The 18990-nt window shown below is 51.3% G+C and carries 17 protein-coding genes and 1 other RNA gene; 8 read left to right on the top strand and 10 right to left on the bottom strand.

All coding sequences use genetic code 11. The features are described 5' to 3' along the window. Window positions 1–53: 53 nt before the first annotated feature. The 6 genes from EZMO1_RS11380 to EZMO1_RS11355 form a co-directional block, all read right to left on the bottom strand. On the bottom strand, window positions 54–1571 hold the full coding sequence (locus EZMO1_RS11380) for a FliH/SctL family protein (RefSeq protein WP_034873286.1): 1518 nt from the start codon (window positions 1569–1571) through the stop codon (window positions 54–56). Window positions 1572–1617: 46 nt separating this feature from the next. Continuing rightward, entirely contained in the window at window positions 1618–2640 is a 1023-nt protein-coding gene (locus EZMO1_RS11375) for a flagellar motor switch protein FliG (RefSeq protein WP_034873285.1), read from the bottom strand. Continuing rightward, a complete protein-coding gene (fliF, locus tag EZMO1_RS11370; RefSeq protein WP_145912570.1) occupies window positions 2640–4250 on the bottom strand; it encodes a flagellar basal-body MS-ring/collar protein FliF in 1611 nt (536 codons plus the stop codon). The genes EZMO1_RS11375 and fliF overlap by 1 nt, the downstream gene beginning before the upstream one ends. Window positions 4251–4268: 18 nt before the next feature. Further along, complete coding sequence (fliE, locus tag EZMO1_RS11365) at window positions 4269–4526, bottom strand: flagellar hook-basal body complex protein FliE (RefSeq protein ID WP_222842224.1); 258 nt, start codon at window positions 4524–4526, stop codon at window positions 4269–4271. Between the two features lie 265 nt (window positions 4527–4791). Beyond that, window positions 4792–6213 carry a sigma-54-dependent transcriptional regulator gene (locus EZMO1_RS11360; protein WP_082211669.1) on the bottom strand — a complete coding sequence of 474 codons (1422 nt, stop codon included), beginning with the start codon at window positions 6211–6213 and terminating at the stop codon, window positions 4792–4794. A 70-nt stretch (window positions 6214–6283) separates the two neighbouring features. Continuing rightward, the gene (locus EZMO1_RS11355; RefSeq protein ID WP_082211667.1) at window positions 6284–7120 is read right to left on the bottom strand and encodes a MotY family protein; all 837 of its coding nucleotides are present in this window, start codon (window positions 7118–7120) and stop codon (window positions 6284–6286) included. 528 nt (window positions 7121–7648) lie between these two features. On the opposite strand from EZMO1_RS11355, the gene EZMO1_RS11350 reads away from it, so the two are divergent. From EZMO1_RS11350 to flhA, 8 genes are all read left to right on the top strand, one after another. After that, a complete protein-coding gene (locus EZMO1_RS11350; protein WP_034873283.1) occupies window positions 7649–8695 on the top strand; it encodes a FliM/FliN family flagellar motor switch protein in 1047 nt (348 codons plus the stop codon). A 142-nt stretch (window positions 8696–8837) separates the two neighbouring features. Next, window positions 8838–9179, top strand: coding sequence for a flagellar motor switch protein FliN (gene fliN / locus EZMO1_RS11345; RefSeq protein ID WP_051789482.1), 342 nt, complete (start codon window positions 8838–8840; stop codon window positions 9177–9179). A 5-nt stretch (window positions 9180–9184) separates the two neighbouring features. Beyond that, window positions 9185–9604, top strand: coding sequence for a flagellar biosynthetic protein FliO (fliO, locus tag EZMO1_RS11340; protein ID WP_222842223.1), 420 nt, complete (start codon window positions 9185–9187; stop codon window positions 9602–9604). Between the two features lie 137 nt (window positions 9605–9741). After that, complete coding sequence (gene fliP / locus EZMO1_RS11335; protein ID WP_051789551.1) at window positions 9742–10437, top strand: flagellar type III secretion system pore protein FliP; 696 nt, start codon at window positions 9742–9744, stop codon at window positions 10435–10437. A 63-nt stretch (window positions 10438–10500) separates the two neighbouring features. Then, window positions 10501–10770, top strand: a complete 270-nt coding sequence (locus EZMO1_RS11330) for a flagellar biosynthetic protein FliQ (RefSeq protein WP_034873282.1) — start codon at window positions 10501–10503, stop codon at window positions 10768–10770. A gap of 3 nt (window positions 10771–10773) precedes the next feature. Continuing rightward, window positions 10774–11541, top strand: a complete 768-nt coding sequence (gene fliR / locus EZMO1_RS11325) for a flagellar biosynthetic protein FliR (protein WP_034873281.1) — start codon at window positions 10774–10776, stop codon at window positions 11539–11541. Next, window positions 11538–12695 carry a flagellar biosynthesis protein FlhB gene (gene flhB, locus EZMO1_RS11320; protein ID WP_051789479.1) on the top strand — a complete coding sequence of 386 codons (1158 nt, stop codon included), beginning with the start codon at window positions 11538–11540 and terminating at the stop codon, window positions 12693–12695. Before fliR ends, flhB begins: the two co-directional genes overlap by 4 nt. Before the next feature lie 13 nt (window positions 12696–12708). Next, the gene (gene flhA / locus EZMO1_RS11315) at window positions 12709–14817 is read left to right on the top strand and encodes a flagellar biosynthesis protein FlhA (RefSeq protein ID WP_051789478.1); all 2109 of its coding nucleotides are present in this window, start codon (window positions 12709–12711) and stop codon (window positions 14815–14817) included. Window positions 14818–15127: 310 nt separating this feature from the next. Here flhA and recR read toward each other — a convergent pair whose 3' ends face one another. The 4 genes from recR to ffs all read right to left on the bottom strand — a co-directional run bounded on the left by recR (window position 15128) and on the right by ffs (window position 18758). Beyond that, the gene (gene recR, locus EZMO1_RS11310) at window positions 15128–15727 is read right to left on the bottom strand and encodes a recombination mediator RecR (RefSeq protein ID WP_034873280.1); all 600 of its coding nucleotides are present in this window, start codon (window positions 15725–15727) and stop codon (window positions 15128–15130) included. A gap of 18 nt (window positions 15728–15745) precedes the next feature. Next, a complete protein-coding gene (locus EZMO1_RS11305) occupies window positions 15746–16072 on the bottom strand; it encodes a YbaB/EbfC family nucleoid-associated protein (protein WP_034873279.1) in 327 nt (108 codons plus the stop codon). Window positions 16073–16125: 53 nt separating this feature from the next. Next, window positions 16126–18279, bottom strand: a complete 2154-nt coding sequence (gene dnaX, locus EZMO1_RS11300; RefSeq protein ID WP_034873278.1) for a DNA polymerase III subunit gamma/tau — start codon at window positions 18277–18279, stop codon at window positions 16126–16128. A gap of 382 nt (window positions 18280–18661) precedes the next feature. Continuing rightward, an RNA gene (gene ffs / locus EZMO1_RS11295) (signal recognition particle sRNA small type) lies at window positions 18662–18758 on the bottom strand. Between the last annotated feature and the right edge of the window lie 232 nt (window positions 18759–18990).

Here is an 18990-nt window from a genome sequence, read left to right as displayed (position 1 = left end):
CCGCCTTTTTAGCAGCATCAGAAGCATTGGTGATATTTATCTAAAAAATAGTATTACTGCCCAAGGTCACCCCAGGCACCCAGCCCAGACTGCCCGGAAGCCTCTGAACCAAAGAAAGAATCGCTGGCTGGTACAGCAGGCCTTTGTGCAACTGCTGACAATTCTGCCGACGGCAATTCAGGCTCAGGGCTCAGCCTGCCTGATGATGCTGTCACAGCGTTTGAATGAGCTACTGAATGAGCACCCGAATGCACCTCTTTCTTTGGCTGAATACGGTCGTAAACCGGAGAAATATCAACCGGTGGCGCCTCAAGAGGATCTTCCAGCAAGCAGGTACGCAACTGTTCAATGCAATCGGTCAGACGTTCTTCCAGCGTCGCATCCACATGCCCCAGACGTCCTTCAATTCGACAGCCGCCCCGGGTAATTGCCGGATCAGGGCGCACAACAAAGGCTTCACTGCTGTTTTGAACAAAGCCCTGCAACCAGGCCGCATCGTCCGGATGCACACGCAGAGCAATAGATTCATGATCTGTCCGGTCAAGCAGGTGTACCGCTTCTTCAACCACCGCCTGAATCTGTTCCGGTGAATGTCGCAACTCGGTACGCACCACCTCGATCACCAGCCTTTCCAGCAATCGCGCTGCTCCCATCACCTGCTGACGGGAAAGCAAACGACGATGCTCTTCCATTTCATGAATCAGTGCTTCTATACCGGCAAACCGATGACTCAGTTCATCAGCCGCTGCCGACAATCCCTGCTGCAGACCTTCTTCGTAGCCAGTCTGACGACCCGATTCAACACCCTGATCGAACGCCTGCTGATGAACCACTTTAGCCTGATCATTTAACGCTTCCTGCCGCCCCTGCTCCAGACCTTTCTGAAACATGTCGTCCATCGCTTTCTGCAGTGCGGCAGCAGCGGTTGATGGTGGCACTGAAGGTGCCGCTTTTCCGGCCACTTCAGTGGACTGGTCAATGTCTGAATTTGTAGCTGCAAGGTCTGAAGGCGTTTCATTCTTCGAAGCAGAAATCCCGGTTGAGTCTGTTTCTACAGTCGCCTCAACATCAGGCTCCTCATCCACATCAGCCTGATGGGGAACCTCCTTTGCTTCTGGCGCTCTCAACTCCTCAACCGACTCAACATCATCACTGGCGGATTGAAGATCAGAACCGGAGGCGTTTTGAGACAAAGCTTCTGAAGACTCTTTGCCGTCAGGAACAGACTCAGACGCATTTTCGACGCTAACCGATAACGCTTCAGATCCTTTCCGTCGAAGACGAGCCATCGGCTTACGGTTTTCTTTAGCGCCTTCACCTTCCACAGCGACTGCAAACGCCGGGCGCAAGGCAACATTACCGGATTCATCAGGCTCCGGTTGTCGTTTGGTGACAAACTGACGTAGCCGCCCTTTATCACCGTCATTCCAGCCTGAATCCTTCTGTCTTCGTCGGCTCCGGCCTGCCATAACCTGCAACTCAGGCTCTGCGCGTTCAATGTTTACCGACGGCTTCAGCCCTTTGCCGGGCCCGGGAAATGCAAATGGCCTGACCTGCTCATTACTGTTCACAGGCCACCTTCTGCTGCGCAGACTTATGAGTCATCATCATCTGCACTCACCCAACCAGCTCATCGGCTGAAGAAACCAGTTCAATCTGCCCCTCACGCGCCAGCTTACGCGCCAGCGCAGTCAGCTGAACACGCGCCTCGTTGACACGACTGGCTCGCATACTGACACCGGACTCCACTTCTTCACGAAGCATGGCTGCTGCACGTTTACCCATACAGGAGTAAACATGTTCCTGACGCTCAGGCACCACACCACGCAGGGCGATGGACAGCATTTCATTCTCAGCGGCTTCACACACCACACGCAGGGAATCGAGCTCAAGCTCAAGCACATGTTCAAAGGTAAAGCGCAGGGAGGCCACCTGATCGGCCAGATCACCATCTCTGGTACGCAGATTATCCAGCAGGTCATCGCCGGATTCAGCATCCATATGGTTCAGCACCTCTGCCAGCTGACCGACACCATTAACGGCATAAGTGCTGACTTCCTGCTGGGTCAGACTGTCAAGCAAACCGGCAATCGCTTCCAGGGAAGAGGTAGGAACCGAGCTGAGGTTCGCCATCCGCTCGGTCAGATCATTTTGTCGCTGCTCAGAAAAGCTCTGTATAATATGGGCACTCTTGGCCGGCTCGATACAAGCCAGGGTAATCGCCTGCAACTGCGGATGCTCATTGGCAATCAGTCGGGCCACCAGTTTCGGATCAAGCATCAGCAGCTTTTCCAACACTTCGCCAAACTGATCCCCCTGAGAGGACTGCAGCAGATCGCGGGCACGCTTTTCACCAAGCACTTTACGCAATGCCTGATCAATGCCGGACTTGTCACTGAACAAAGGCGCATCGTTACATTCTGTCGCCATGGAATCCATGATGGTTTCCAGTTCACTTTCAACAACGCCGTGTACCCTGGGTATCACCTGCATTAGCTGGGCAACGTTTTTTGCCGACATCAGGCGCAGCACTCGTGCCGCCGCCTTTTCACCCAACCCGAGAATCACAATCGCAGCCTGTTCCAGCTTGCTGCGATTAACAGCAGCAGAATTATCGTCTGGTGACATTACTGAACTCATCAGTCCGCCTCCTTAATCCAGCGTTCAAGAATGGTTGCAATCTGATCCGGACTGGACACTGCCAGATCCCTGACACGATCCGACGCCGTCGCATCCACTTTGCTTAATGCGTCTTCTTCAGACTCTTCATTACCGGCACCGGCATCCAGCAATGCCAACTCGGCAGCCAGCGCCGCCTGCTCATTGCGCTGACGATGCAGACGTATGCTGTAATAAATAACCGCCACAACCACCAGAATCAGAAACAAAATCAGCAGACCGATCATCAACGGCATCATCGAACCCCCCTCACGCACAGCCATCACCATAGAAGACATTGGATCGTCTTCTGCAGCACCGCTATCATAAAACGGCAGTGAACGTACAGTAATACGGTCACCACGATCAAGATCTATTCCCACTGCATTGCGCACCAGATCATCGACGGCTGACAGAGTGAAATCGGCTTCAGCACCATTGATCCGGCTATTAAGAATGACAGAGGCATTAATTCGGGCTATCCGGAAAGCATCCTGACGCTGATAACTCATCGTCCGGCCCATTTCGTAATTCCGGATACTGCTGACATTGACGTCACTGTTTTCATCGCCAGTACCAGTACCTTCATCCAGATTCTCTACGTTGGAAGCGGCACCGGGTACACCACCTGCACCCTGCGGGGCTGTATTGCCGCTGTAGCTTTCACTGCGCAGCACGGAATTCTCCGGGTCATACCCTTCACGGGAGCTCTCTTCAAAACTGAAATCGATGTCGGCATTCACCGCCACCCGTAAATTGCCTTCACCCACCACAGGTTCCAGCAAATGCGTCAGGCGCTGAACATACTGCTGTTCAACCGTACGACGATGTTGCATCTGCTGATCAGTCTGGCTGGGCGCATTTTCATCCGCCGTCAGAGGATTACTGTTCTGATCCAGAACGTGAATACGTTCAGGCTTAAGATCAGGGAAGCTGCCAGCCAGCAGGTTGATAATGCCCTGCACCTGACGACCTTCCATGCGAATACCCGGATACAGATCCAGATAAACAGAAGCCGCAGGCTCGACCTGCTCACGCAAAAAGGCAGTTCGTTCGGGAACAGCCAGATGCACACGGGCAGTGCGCACCGGGCGCAGGCTGGCGATGGTTCGCTCCAGCTCACCTTCAAGCCCCTTCAAATACTGCTTACGCTCAACAAACTGGCTGCGACCCAGCTGACCACCACTGGTCAGCAATTCCATTCCTGCAGAGGCCGCAGGCTTGATACCGGCTGTCGCCAGATGCATACGGGCAGCATTCAACTCATCAGCCGCCACCAGAATCTGGCCACTGGTCGGATGCAAGCGATAATCCAGACGACCAGCGTCCAACGCTTCCACCACGGCAGCGACATCATAAAGCTCCTGACGACCATAAAGCGGACGCCAGTTGTCGCTATCATCACCACTGGTCAGCCACAAGCCGGTGACGACCAGAAGACTGAACAACAGCGCGACACTGACTGCCACCAGTGCCGGATTTTTTTTAACAACGCCGGAAAAATCCTTGCCAGCCCTGGATGAAATGTACGACACCCCTTCTCGCATGCGCTGCATGGCCGCAGTCGGGTCCATTTTTACCGATGCACTCACTCTCGTTCTCCCCGACCGTTACACCGGCATGTTAAACACGGTTTCGTAAGCAGAGACTACCCGGTTACGCACCTGAACCACTGCCTGAAAAGACAATGATGCTTTTTCACTGGCAATCATTGCACCTACCAGGTCATCACCGAGACCCAGCTCGTAATCTGTTCGCATCTGGTCTGCGCCATGCTCAAGGTTACTGACGTGTTGCAGCGCATCATCCAGAACCTCTGAGAACTGCACCTTAGCATTGTCCTGAAGACGCCCGGTGTCATTAGGCATGATTCTGGTATCTTGTACATCGGTTGCCCCCGGAAGCGTTATACGCTGCTGAACAACACCCGCAAAATTATGTATTGGCTGCATTTAACCACTTAACTCTTTTATCGATGGAGCCCTTTAATGGACATTGACCATTAACGGCTTTCCGTATCTGCACATAACCACGACAAAAGCCCGGACATGACCCAATGACCTGCCCCGGGCTTTACACCAATTCGAAGAAGCCAACCTGTGTTGCTGTTAACTTCATAAAAAACACACTGAATCAGGACGCCATCACCGAACCGGCAATAATGGAATCGACATCAATGCCTGATTCACGCAATTGAGCCAGCTTGTAACGCAACATGCGCGTGGTCATTCCCAACTCTTCAGCCGAACGACTGCGATGCCCCCCATGACGCTTCAGGACTTCCAGAACATGTCGCCATTCCTGATGTTTTCTGGCTGGTCCCGGATAGCTTTCCAAAACAACGCGATCCGGGTCAGAGCTGTTTTCACTCTGATCACCCGACTGCCAGTCACTGATACCGACCACGTTAGCGACATCTGTCTTACGTGAAACCACTGACTGACCAGGCAACATAAGATCTTCGGGAAGTACAACCCAGCTACGTTTAAGAACGCAGGCGCGCTGAATGACATTTTCCAGCTCCCTGATATTGCCCGGCCAGTGATAGGTTTGCAGGGCAGACACCGCTTCAGGGCTCAGTTCCGGCGCAGGCTGTCCGGTCTGACCACTGGATCGATGCAGGAAAAACTGCGCCAGAGGCAGAATATCTTCAACCCGCTCTCTGAGTGGCTGCAAATGCAATGGAAAGACATTAAGCCGGTAATACAGGTCTTCCCTGAACCGCCCTTCTTTCACACACTCGGCAAGATCACGATTGGTCGCTGAAATAACCCTGATATCGACTTTTACCGGTTCGGTTCCGCCCAGTCGCTCTACTTCTTTTTCCTGCAACACGCGCAGCAGCTTTGCCTGCTGCTCCAAAGGCATTTCTGCTACTTCATCCAGAAACAAGGTTCCACCACTCGCCTGCTCGAATTTACCCGCATGACGACTGACAGCACCGGTGAAAGCACCTTTTTCATGACCAAAAAGAATGGATTCAAGCATGGACTCGGGAATCGCTGCACAATTGACTGCGACAAACGGCCCCGCTGTACGATGCGAACTGCCATGGACAAACCGGGCCAGCACTTCCTTGCCCGTACCGGACTCACCACCCACCAGAATGGCGGCATTTGTGACAGCCGCCCGTCTGGCCAACTGTGCCGTATGATGGGTAGAAGGCGAATGAGCAATAAAACCATCGGCACCGGCAATACTACGCAGTTGATTGATTTTCGAGGCCAGAACCTCCGGGTCTACCGGACTGACCAGATAATCGGCTGCACCGGCAGAAATCAGCTCCACAGCCTGCTGACGATCAGCAACAGGCGAAATAACAATAACCGCAACACCCGGCAGTCTTTTCATGAACTGGTTCAGCACCAGCCGGCTACAACCTGAAGGACTGACCGATAAAATCGCAACATCCGGCCGGCCCTGAGCATTGATATCATTCAGGTCAGGTTCGTCAGTAAACGACACTTTCCAACCATCAGCCACTGTTGCCGACAACAGTGACGCATCCGCACACTCATCGATGCCAACAACCAATACTTCTTTATCTGACATCATGATGAAAAACCATTTAACTGACAGCAGACGTTTTCAGAACAAAGCCTTACAGGACTGAGAAATACATTCATTATCGGAACAACCTGATTTCTACTCGTCGGTTTTCCTGGTGAGAAGCATCAGGAACAGGGTATCGCTGGCCGTGATGACGAACCGCTGTTATCAGTTCTTCATCAATACCCAGCTCCATAAGATAGTCCTGAACAGCCCTGGCTCTCTGCTGGGACAGTGTCAGGTTATTCAAGCGGTGTCCTGTCAGATCCGTATGACCATCAACTTCTATTGAAGTCACTTCGCCATCGTAGGCAATCAGACCAACCAGATCTTGTAAATCCTGTCTGTTTTTCGAATTCAAACGGTATTCGGACACATCAAAATGAAGTGTGGTCTCTTTCCCCTGCTCCCAGCCCAGCAAAGGAAGCACACTTCGCTTGTCATTAAATGCCTGAAGTGGTTTCAGAAAATCTATGGCCGGCACTTCCAGGACATTCTGCACTCCGGAAGGCATCTGGAGCTCAACAACGCCCCAGTCGCCCTTTGACATGGCGTCCAGCAGCTTTGGTACTTCACCCACGAACTCAATCTGACGTCCATCGGACATGCGGCGTCCTGATTTAAGCACTTCGCCAACCGGCTCTTTATTTTTATAAGGCTTGAGAGGGGAACTCATAATGAAGAGAGAGGCATTATCGGCTTTTTCAATCAGGTTCGGTGCCAACAATCTGAATTCAACAGGCAGTCCGGCCTGCTTATAAAAACTAACAATAACCGAGGGTTCGAGTTGCCAGTATAACGTGGCATCATAGCGGGATGATTCCACTTTCCATTCCACTCCGTCAAACGAGCGCACCGACGCACCCACAGAAGCAGAAACCATTAACAAAGCCAGAAGCACTCGAGTCAACATGCCATTCCCGATTATTTTTAAATCAACAACCTGCCATCAGGAAACATCAGCCTGATTAACAAACAGCAACAGATGTTAAAGCCACATCGCCGCACAAAGAACAAAAAGGATCATTCGAATAATACGACAACGACAAAATATTAATAGAAAGTTAATACCACTGATGTACTGTGCAGGCGCCACATAATGACAAACCAACCACGCCACCTACATACGTATTATTCACTAATGAAGCAATTCTATTCATTAATTACCCAAAAGTCTGCATGCATAAGTATTCAGAAAACCGGGAGTTAATAAGTGGAGAATATATATTTTGTTCATTATCAATAACATAGGTTACATTTTACTAACACAAATCAAATATTAATCATTCGCCTGCACCAACAACAATCAATTTCGCAACTATGAATATTTATCTATTTAATAGCGATAAATTTACGAGGTTTGTACGTATATAGCCAACAAACGTCAGATGTCTATAATCCTGAACTTCCCGTATTACGCCAACTAATTTCTAGCCCGACTATGACACAAGAAGACGATTCCTATGAGCCATTCAACCTGTACCTTGCAGGTAATATTGTTCATGGTCTGACAACATTTCTGGAAAAAATTGCCGAGCAATGCGCCAATAAGTTCCAGATTATGCTCAGTCATACCCTAAATGCAGAAATTAGCGTAATGCCGGTGGTTGAAGTCGAGCAGATGATTTTGCACGCCAACCATGACGACTGTTTTCTACGCACCTGGGTCATCAATAATGAAGACCCTATGGACCTTTCTGTTGTTGCCCTCGACAGAGGCATCATCACCGCCTGTCTCGACCTGATGTGTGGAGGCAACGGCGAATATCCTGATAAAACACAAAACGTTGCCCCGAGCATGGGCGACAGACGCATGGCTTATAAGCTGATGCAAGGCTTATTCAGAAGTTTTGAAGAGTCCTTTGAGTCCATCAATCCCGTCAAATTCCGGATGACTAACAAGTCAGAGGACGCTGCCGCAGAACAGCTTGACCGTTCTGCGATGGATTTTGTCGTCTGCATTTATTTTATTATCTCCATCGGCGACATTTCCGGTTCTGTTCAGCTACTGTTCCCGGCAAACAGCCTGACCAAAATGGGCGATACCAAAGCGATTGTGAATCGCAAGGAAATGAAACAACAACTTGAGCATCGAATGCTGGACGTTTCAATTCCAATGACTGCCAAACTGGGTCAACAGGAAACCACATTAAGAAAAGCGCTCTCAATCAAAGCGGGCGACATCATACCACTGTTTAACCCAATCGACGCTGACGTCTTTGTTGGCGACCGCTTGTTCTGCAAAGCACAGGTCATGACAGACAACAACAAGTTGCTACTCAAGATTGCCGGTAGCGACAATGCGGATTTGAACGACAGCAGCAAATCTGCATCCGAGCCTGCACTGGAAACAAAACAGACAGCTACGGACGCAGAGGGAAGTTCGTCTGACAACGACACTGGCGAAATGACTCCAAGAAGAAGCCGCAGACGCAGCCGAAGCCGAAGCCGCGACAAACAAAATGCAGCTGAAAAAGTAACAACCTGAATAGCGCCTTTTAGTAGCGCCTTTAAATAGCGCCTTTAAGTAGCACAAGCCAACACTGATAGCGGAAAGCACGAAACCTTATCCAGAAGTTTGACTGCTTTCCCTGCAAATTATTGCACCAAAAAATTATTCGGAGTTACCTATGTCCACCGTGACCAATGAAACAGAAGCAACCGAAAGCGTTGAACTGGAAGAGGCAACCCAGCTCGACAGCAAACCTGCAGGGCCTGACCTGAGCATGATTCTCGACATTCCGGTACAGCTTTCACTGGAAGTCGGCAGCACCGAACAAACCGTAGAACAGATTCTGGCACTGGCGCAGGGTTCTGTTATCGAACTGAACCGAAAGGCCGGCGAACCACTGGATGTAAAAGTCAACGGCACGCTGATCGCCCGTGGTGAAGTGGTAGAATCCCAGGGCAAATACGGTATCCGAATCATTGATATTGCAGGCGGCAATGATCGTCTGAACTCCCTGCTGTAATGATTATGATCAGACCATGCCACCTGGCTGCACTAATGGCAGCATTATTGCTACCGGGTGCAGCAGCAGCCGACAGCACACAGAACAGCCAGCTGGCAAACAGTATTTTGCTCACTACTGGCATGCTGGCGGTTGTTATTGCCTGCTTTATCGGGCTGGCATGGCTGACCAGACGACTTCAGACAAGTCATTTCAGACGAAGTCGGTCACTGCAGCTGATCGAATCCCTACCCGTTGGCCGCAATGAGAAAATCTGCATTATCAAGGCGGGGTCAACCTTTAAAGTCATCGGAGTCACCAGCCAGCAGATCACCCTGATGGAGACGCTGGAATCACTGGAACAGGTTAACACCACAACCGCTGAAGACCCGAAAAATCAGGCCTGGAAATGGGCCCAACAGTTTTTGCAGAGCAACACTCAGTGACACTCTGCATGATGATCAACCAGGCCTTTCTGTCTATGTTTAAACTCGTCAGTTCAACGACTGCCAACAGCATCCGCTTTCAGGGCAAGCACTACCATAGACTGACTGTTGCGCCCGTTATCACTCTGATACTGGCCATGCTGCCTGCCGTCAGTCAGGCGATGCCTGATATTCCACTGCTCACCATGACTGACAGTGGCGGCTCTCAGGAATACAGCACCACCCTGCAAATCCTGCTTCTGCTGAGTGCCCTGTCATTTCTGCCGGCACTGCTGCTGGTATTGACCAGCTTTACACGGATCATTGTCGTCTTTTCCCTGTTACGACAGGCTATCGGTCTGCAACAGTCACCACCCAACCCGGTACTGATCGGTCTGGCCCTGTTCCTGACCCTGTTTATTATGCAACCGGTATTTACCAGCACATGGGAACAAGCTGTTGAACCATGGGTCGCAGAAGAACTGACCTTCAACGAAGCTGTTACAGAAGCTGCCATACCGTTCAAGCGATTCATGCTAGAGCAAACCCATGCACCAGCCCTGCAACAGATGTCGGATATTTCCGGCGAACCTCTGGCAAACAACGCTGACGAGATGCCCCTGAGCGTACTGGTACCCGCCTTTGTGATCAGCGAACTGAAAACCGCTTTTCAAATCGGCTTTATGCTGTTTATTCCCTTTCTGGTCATTGACCTGGTGGTGGCCAGTGTCCTGATGGCAATGGGTATGATGATGTTGTCGCCACTGGTGGTATCCCTGCCCTTCAAAATTATGCTGTTTGTCCTCATCGATGGCTGGACCCTGATTGTCGGCACTCTGGCAGCCAGTTTTTAACGCCTCACAAGCACTATTTACCAGACACGGACTGATAAACAACAGACGTACGACGGAGAAACTATGACACCGGAAATCGCTCTCGACCTGTTTCGTCAGGCGCAGTTCCTCATTGTAATGATGGTCGTCGTCATCATTGGCCCGGGTCTGCTGGTCGGCCTGCTGGTCGCCGTATTTCAGGCTGCCACACAGATTAACGAGCAAACACTGAGCTTCCTGCCAAGACTGCTCACCACGCTGCTAACTATCGTATTTGCCGGCCCCTGGCTGTTACAGCAGATTATGGAACTGGCTACGTCCATTATTTTCAACATACCAGTCAACATTGGGTAACCCGTGCTGAGCAGTGCAGAACTCACCAGCTGGATCGGCCAGCTGCTATGGCCCATGTTCCGGATCGTCAGCGCGCTCTGGCTTTTGCCTATCTTTGGCGGTAAAGGCGTACCTCGCCACAGTCGTCTGGCACTGGCGGGTGCTCTGGCTTTCCTGATCGCCCCACAACTGCACAGCCTGCCACAGGTGGACCCACTGTCGCCTGCTGGCATGATGATCACTGTGGAGCAGATAGTCATCGGCTTAAGCTTTGCCTTCATCATCAAACTGCTGTTTACCGTGTTTACGCTGGCAGGTCAGATGATGTCCATGCAAATGGGTCTTGCCATGGCAGTTATGAACGATCCATCCAGTGGTTCCACCCCATTACTGGGCACCTGGCTGCAGACACTGACCTTTCTGTTGTTTCTGGCAATGGATGGTCATCTGGTACTGTTTACCGTTCTGCTGGAAAGCTTTCACACCCTGCCGATTGGCGGAGGGCTTTTTGCCAATGATTTTCTTGATCTCACCCTGATGGGCAGCTGGCTGTTCAGCGGCGCATTCCTGATGGCTATTCCCTCCATCTTCAGCATGCTTCTGGTGAACCTCTGCTTTGGCGTCATGAGCCGGGCGGCTTCCCAACTGAATATCTTTGCACTGGGCTTCCCCATGACCATGATGTTCGGGATGATCACCCTGTTCCTGGTTTTTATTAACATTCCGGCCGTCTTCACCGACATGACCGAACTGGCTCTGGCTGCACTGCGCAGCTATATGCAGATGCGATGAGCGAAACTGATCAGGAAAAAACCGAAGACCCCACCCCCCGACGATTACAAAAGAGCCGGGAAAAAGGCCAGGTTCCCCGGTCCCGGGAACTGAGTACAGCCCTGATATTTCTGGTATCCAGCCTTATTCTGCGTTTTATGGCGGCCCCGGTGGGCAACCAGATCGGTACCGTACTGTACAGCAGCTTTGCCCTGGATCGTGCAGCGATTTTTGACAGCAGTACAATGGCACGACAGCTGCAGTTTGCATTAACCAATGTCGCTCCTATTGTTGCTTTGACATTGGGCATCATCGCTCTGGCTGGCGCATTGGGGCAAATCATCCTCGGTGGCGTGCTGTTTAACGGCGATTCTCTTATGCCCAAACTCAGTCGCCTGAGTCCGACACAGTGGATCAAAAAAGTCTTCTCCAAACGCGGCATTGTCGAACTGGTGAAATCGGTTCTTAAAATTCTGTTGATTATCGGCTGCCTGATCTGGTTGCTGTGGCATAACTATCCTCAGCTACTGAACCTGTCTAGGCTGTCGTTTTATGCCGCCGTCGAAGTCGGACTCACCACCCTTGCCAACGCTTTATTTGCCTATGCATTGTGTGTCGTAGCGATCAGCGCCATTGATGCACCCTTTCAGCTCTACGACCACAATCAACGTCTGAAAATGACCAAACAGGAAGTCAAGGACGAGCACAAAGACATCGAAGGGCGACCGGAGATCAAACAGAAAGTACGACAGTTACAGCGTGAAATGGCAAACCAGCGGATGATGCAGAAAATTCCGGAAGCTGATGTCATTATTGTCAACCCGACGCACTATTCGGTAGCCCTCAAATACGACCAGGGACGTGCCAGCGCACCGTTCGTGCTGGCAAAAGGTGTAGACGAAATCGCCTTGAAAATGCGTGAAGTGGCGAAACACCACGAAGTACAACTGGTTGAAGTACCGCTGCTGACCCGCGCAATCTATTACTCAACCCAGATTGATCAGGAGATACCTGACGATCTTTATCTGGCTGTTGCCCAGGTACTTGCTTATGTCCACCAGTTAAGACAATTCCGTCAGGGCGCTGCGGCTTCCGCACCGGTCATGGCAAGCCTGGACATACCCGATTCTTATCAGGCAAACGGCAAACGCAAACCCACCCACGAAAGGAGCTGATTACGGAGTCTCTATGAACACCCTATCCGCAAAGAAACTATTGCCCTCCGGCAACCATATGGGGGCTCCTCTGCTCTTGCTGGCACTGCTGGCGATGGTCACCCTGCAGATTCCACCACTACTGCTGGATGCCCTGTTTACGTTTAACATTGCATTGGCACTGGTGGTACTGATGGTGGCCGTTTACACCTTAAGACCTCTGGATTTCAGGGTGTTTCCCACCATACTACTGATTGCCACCCTGATGCGACTGGCTCTGAACGTCGCCTCAACCCGTATCGTACTACTGAACGGCCACAATGGCGGAGCCGCTGCCGGTAAAGTGATTGAAGCCTTTGGTAATGTAGTGATAGGCGGCGACTATGTGGTGGGTCTGGTAGTGTTCACCATATTGATGATTATCAACTTTGTGGTGGTCACCAAAGGTGGTGGTCGCATCTCGGAAGTGACCGCCCGATTTACTCTGGATGCCATGCCCGGCAAACAGATGGCCATCGACGCCGACCTCAACAGCGGCCTGATCACTCAGGATGAAGCCAGAACCCGTCGTGAAGAAGTACGACAGGAAGCGGATTTCTATGGTTCGATGGACGGTGCCAGTAAATTTGTCCGCGGTGATGCCATTGCCGGCCTCCTGATTCTGTTCATAAACATTATCGGCGGTATTGCCATTGGTGTCTTGCAGCACGACCTTTCGTTCGGTCTGGCGTTCCAGACCTATGCACTACTGACCATTGGTGACGGTCTGGTGGCCCAGATTCCATCATTGTTGCTCTCTACCACTGCAGCCATCATGGTCACCCGTGTCAGCGACTCTGAAGATATGGGTGCCCAACTTACCCGACAGATGTTTGGTACCAACAAAGCTCTTGCTGTCGCTGCCGGCGTACTGATTATTATGGGCATCGTGCCCGGCATGCCTCACTTCGCCTTTCTGAGTCTTGGCTCCGTTGCGGCATTTGCAGCATGGATGATGTCACGCAGTAAGAAAACGACAGAAGTTGTTGAAAAAGTCACTAACGACCTGAAGGAAAACATCAACCCGCAACAACCGGAAAAGCGTGAACTCAGCTGGGATGATGTACCTGTTGTCCATACCCTGAGTCTGGAACTGGGCTATCGACTGGTTGGGCTTGTTGACGAAAAACGCGGCGGCGAACTGCTGGATCGAATCAAAGGTATCCGTAAAAACCTGTCAGCCATTACCGGTTTCCTGATTCCTTCCGTTCACGTTCGCGACAACCTGCAGCTGCAGGCAACCGATTACCGAATCAACCTGAAAGGGGTGGGTATTTCAGAAGCCACTATTCATGTCAACAAGCTGTTGGCACTGAACCCCGGTGAGGTTTACGGAGAGATTGAAGGCAGCAAAACCACTGACCCCGCTTATGGACTGCCAGCAGTATGGATTGATGAAGATCAGCGGGACAATGCCCTGGCACTGGGCTATACCGTGGTAGACCCTTCAACCGTTATTGCCACACACATCAGCAAAATCATGGAAGACCATTCCCATGAACTGCTGGGCTATGAAGAAACACAACAGCTGATTGATAACCTGAAGAAAATCGCCCCCAAACTCTGCGACGAACTTACCCCGTCGAAGCTTAGCGTCAATACGATACAACAGGTATTTCAGCACCTGTTACAGGACAACATTCCGCTGACCGATGTTCGCACCATTGGTGGCACACTCCTCGATGCCAGTAATCGCCACACTCACCCCATCGCTCTGGCACAGGAAGTTCGTATTGCCCTGCGCCGAACGATACTTGACAATCTGGTCGGTATGGAGAGCCTGATTCCGGTAGCCACACTGGCTCAGCCACTGGAACAACTATTACTGCAGGCCTTTCAGAAGACACAGCAACAGGGCGGCGGTCAATTTGCACCCGATGCTATCCCGCTGGAACCTAATGTCACCGAGCAGCTTCAGAAACACATGCCGGATGTAACCCAGACCATGCAAAACACAGGAAAAACCCCAATCCTGCTGGTTGCTCCGCAACTGCGTCCATTACTGGCACGATTTGCACGACTGTGTTCACCCGAGCTGGCAGTGCTCTCCTACAACGAGATACCCGACAACCGACAGATTGTTGTGGATATCAATCTGGGCTGAGAAGCGGAGAGTCATACTACTAAGGAATCGTCTAAAAATAACTTCCCGATTTACTGCAATCATCAGCCAGTAATGGCTTGAGGTAAGCGATAGTGAAATACGGAACTTATTTTCAGACAAATCCTAAGTGATGAGCATAAGCTTCTGGCTCATATAACCAGCACGATGACTGAGTCAGAACAATAGCTTGAAACTTGATTTAAGGACAACAGAAGCCGTGTGAATAGTTTTCTACTCAGATTCCGTAAAGGGAATGTGGCGACCTCCCGACATTAAAATGAAAGGAGCGCCACCAACATTGATAGCCCGTTCAGGTCACCAGCTTACGACGCCCGGCCAGCGCATGAGCCAGAGTACCACCATCAACGTACTCCAGCTCACCACCTAATGGCACACCGTGAGCAATGCGGGTTGCTTCCACATCTCTACGCTTCAGCTCTTCGGCAATATAATGGGCCGTTGCCTCACCCTCAACCGTAGGGTTCGTAGCAAGAATCACTTCAGACACCTGATTTTTTGTGACCAGCTGCAGAAGCTCTGTAATACCAATATCATCCGGCCCGATGCCATCAATGGGCGACAGATGCCCCATCAGAACAAAATAACGACCACGGTATCCGCCCGCCTGCTCAAATGCCATAACGTCGGAAGGGTTCTCAACCACACAAAGCATTGTCTGATCACGTCCGGCATGAGCGCAAATATCACAGCGATCATCTTCACACAGGGTGCGACAATCACGACAACGCCCAACGCCTTCAGCCGCTTCACCCAGAGCTTTTGCCAGCCGCAGCGCTCCTTCGCGATCACGTTCAAGCAGGTGCAGCGCCATCCGCTGGGATGAACGCGGCCCCACCCCGGGCAGACAACGCAGGCTCTCCATCAATTCCTTGATCAAAGGGCTAAACATAGATGACCTGCCTCTCGGTTAAAACGGCATTTTAAAGCCGTCAGGCAAATTCATACCCGCTGTGATGCCGGACATTTTTTCCTTGTTGTTGCTCTCAACCTTACGAACTGCGTCGTTTACTGCCGCAGCCAGCAGGTCTTCCAGCATTTCCTTATCTTCTTCCATCAGACCCGGATCAATTTCAACGCGCTTGACGTCGTGACGTCCGGTCATGGTGACCTTGACCATACCAGCGCCGGATTCACCCACCACTTCGGCATTGGCCAGTTCTTCCTGAACCCGCTGCATATCTTCCTGCATTTTCTGGGCCTGCTTCATCAGATTGCCCATACCACCCTTGAACATATTAACTCCTTATCCAGGTTCGTTTAATTAAAGCCCGCGACAGTAGCCAGAAGCTACTTAATGACATTACCGACGGGCTGAATGCTGTCGTCCAGAACAACAGCAGTGAATTGATCAACCAGTGACTGTACGTTTGCGTCACTGTAAATACTGTCGCGAGCCTGCTGTAATCGTTCGGCAATTTTGCGCTCACGCCAGGCCGCTGGCGTTTCTGTCTGCACCACGCCCACCTCAACCTGCAGACGCACCGGCTGCTGAAAGTACTCAGACAAAGCCGCTTCAATACGCTCCCGATGGGTATCGTTGTATAGCGTGCTTCGCTGCTCATCAAGACGCAAATTTATGCGACCACTACTGTGGGCAACGTATTCACAATGAGAGCCAATGGTTCGCGTCACCCCGCCCAGGGGCAAACTACGATAAACAGGAATCCAGCTGCGGGCATCCAGATCTGTCAGGCAGACCCGTTCGGACGGATCAGGCAATACCGGCGATTCGTCAGCCACCGGAACAGTCACGGTTGACCCTGGTACAGGCAGATTCTGCAAATCCATACTGGCGGCATAGCTTTCATACGTCGAAAGCGGTGGAGGAACATCGTCGTCTTCACGATCTGCCGGCTCAACATCGACTGCACCTGCAGGTACGTACTCAGCCTGAAAGCCCGGATCTCCCGCCTGTTCATACACAAACGGCGACTCATCTTGCAGAGGTTCAACCTCAGGCTCAGGCTCAGGCTCAGGCTCAATCTCTACATTAACTAACGAGGATGCTACAGGCTCAAGCTGAGCCTCAACCACAGGAACCGTTTCAGACGACAAAGGCAACGCATTCGCACTACCAATCGGTTCGGACTCCGGAGCCGGTGACGGTGAAAAGTCATCCGGCAAAGGATTGACTGCTGGTGACTGAGCCTGCTGCACAGACTCTGGCGGCTGGATCGGACCTTCGACTTCAGCCGTAAGCGCTTCATAAGACTCAACGACATCAACAGCAGCACTCTCAGCCTCATTAACAAGAGGCTCAGGTTCAGGTTCTGCAGCTTCCGTCTGCTCTGCCATCACTGCCGAAGCATCAACGCCGGAACCACCAGACCCAGACATAGCAGCTTCAATTCGAACAGGCTCCGGCCTGAAAGCCAGCATTCGCAACAATGCCATTTCAAAGCCGCTTCTGGGCTCAGGCGCCAGAGGCAGATCACGCTTGCCCACCAGACCGATCTGATAATACAGCTGAACATCTTCGGCACGCATGCCTCCTGCCAGCTGCAGCACTTGCTCACGGTCACCCTGACTGTTATCCACCGCATCAGGCACGGCCTGAGCAATGGCGATGCGATGCAGCACCGACAACATATCATTCAGTACAGCCATATAGTCCGGTGAATGCTCTGACAGTTCAGCCACGGCCTTCAGAATACTGCCAGCGTCAGCAGTAGACAGGGCCCGCACCATTTTCATCACCTGACCCTGATCAATCGTACCAAGCATGGAGCTGACTTCAGCTTCGGACACCCGACCATTACCAAAGGCGATGGCCTGATCGGTCAGACTGAGCGAGTCGCGCATACTGCCATCAGCAGCCCGCGCCAACTGCCACAACGCAGAGGTTTCATAGGGTATATGCTCACTGCCCAGTACATTTTCAAGATGACCGACAATGCGTTCGGGCGTCATATTCTTCAAGCCGAACTGCAGACAGCGTGACAAAATAGTAATAGGTAATTTCTGCGGGTCTGTCGTTGCCAGCAGAAATTTAACATGGGGAGGTGGTTCTTCCAGCGTTTTCAAAAGGGCATTAAAACTGTGCGCAGACAGCATATGCACTTCGTCAATCAGATAGACTTTGTAGCGTCCACGGGTCGGGGCATACTGAACATTATCGAGCAGCTCTCGGGTGTCCTCCACCTTGGTACGGGAAGCCGCATCGACTTCAATAAGATCAACAAAACGGCCGTCATCAATTTCATGACAGGCGGCACACTGCCCACATGGCGTAGAGCTGACACCCTCTTCACAGTTGAGACACTTTGCCAGAATCCGGGCAATGGTGGTTTTACCTACCCCTCGGGTACCGGTAAACAGATAGGCGTGGTGCAGACGATCCTGGTCCAGTGCATTCACCAGAGCCTGCAGAACATGCGTCTGCCCCACCAGCTCTTTGAAAGAACGAGGTCGCCACTTGCGAGCAAGAACCTGATAGCTCATTGAAAAGCGTCAATACCCAGTAATAGAAATGTGTGAAACCTATGCTAACGAAGATGCTACAAGAATGCACTATAAGTACTCAACCATACGAAATCATATTTTCTGACTCATTGTTCAAGCACTATGACTGCGTTGCAACTCTGGTCACATAGCTTGCTATGCTCCCGTCGTTGCGCCTTGCATAAGCACCTGTCCAATAAGCCAGAAATATTCGATTTCGTATGGCTGAGTACTTACGAGCATACAGGATCAGGCATTCAGCAGGCTTCATCGCCAGAAACAGGCACCATTAAGGAATCAGCAACAACACTTATAAGACAAACATTCTAACGTATGAGTAAGCCGAAGGCAGAGAAGGGATCAAATCGAGATTGGAGGCAAACCCTGCCAGCCACACCCCGGCACATGATGTCACTGCTACCGTTGCTCCCTTCCGGGCCTGGCGGGGTTGACAGCTGATCATTGCGGGGGGACCGACAGGGTCCACCATAAAACAAGTCCGGTTCGGTTTGCCGCTTCAGCGAATCGCCCCGTCGTCTTGATGCTGCGTATTCTCCATATTTAGCCTGCCCCGTCAACCAAAAGTTATAACTATTTATGACAAGCGCTAATCTACGAAAGGTTTATAGTTTGTCCGAAGTAAACTTTTACAGCAGGGCTTACGCATCAATTAGGAACAAATGTTCTAATAAATCATCGACTGGCATAAAT

The sequence above is a fragment of the Endozoicomonas montiporae CL-33 genome (genome assembly GCF_001583435.1).
Taxonomy (GTDB): domain Bacteria; phylum Pseudomonadota; class Gammaproteobacteria; order Pseudomonadales; family Endozoicomonadaceae; genus Endozoicomonas_A; species Endozoicomonas_A montiporae.
This window is presented reverse-complemented; position numbering and strand designations above follow the sequence as displayed.